The following is a 451-nucleotide window of genomic DNA, read 5'->3' as shown; positions in this document are numbered from 1 at the left end:
TGGTCGGTGCCGTCGGCGCTCGTGCTCGCCGGCGCGGCGGTCGTGCTGCGCACCAGCCGCCCGCGCGGGCTCGACGGGTGGGACCTCGTGCCGGCGCTCGCTGCCGGTGTGCTGCCGAGCCTGCTGCACGCCTCGTCCGGGACGGACGCCGTCGACCTGCTGCGCCAGCTCGCCGCGCTCGCGGTCGGCGCCGGCGTGCTGGTCGGCGCCGCCGCGGGCGAGCGGCTGCGGCCGCTCGGGTGGTCGTCGCTCGGGCTCCTCGTCCTGGCGCTCGTCGCGGGCCTGGGGCGCGACCTGCTCGGGCCGGTCGAGCTGCTCACGGTGCCTGCCGGCGCCGCGCTGCTCGCCATCGGCGCGCTGCGGATGCGGCGTGAGCCGGCGCTCGGGTCGTGGCCCTGGGCGGGGCCCGGCGCGGCGGTCGCCCTGCGGCCGAGCCTGGTGCTGTCGACCA

At 80.5% G+C, this 451-nt stretch carries 1 protein-coding gene; it reads left to right on the top strand.

What is annotated here, in order from left to right:
- On the top strand, positions 1 to 451 hold a 451-nt coding region (locus tag ACYVKY_RS04860; RefSeq protein ID WP_460433868.1), incomplete at both ends, for an SCO7613 C-terminal domain-containing membrane protein.

The sequence above is a fragment of the Angustibacter speluncae genome, assembly GCF_054777815.1.
Note: the sequence above shows the minus strand (reverse complement) of the source record. Positions and strands in the feature narration are given on the sequence as shown.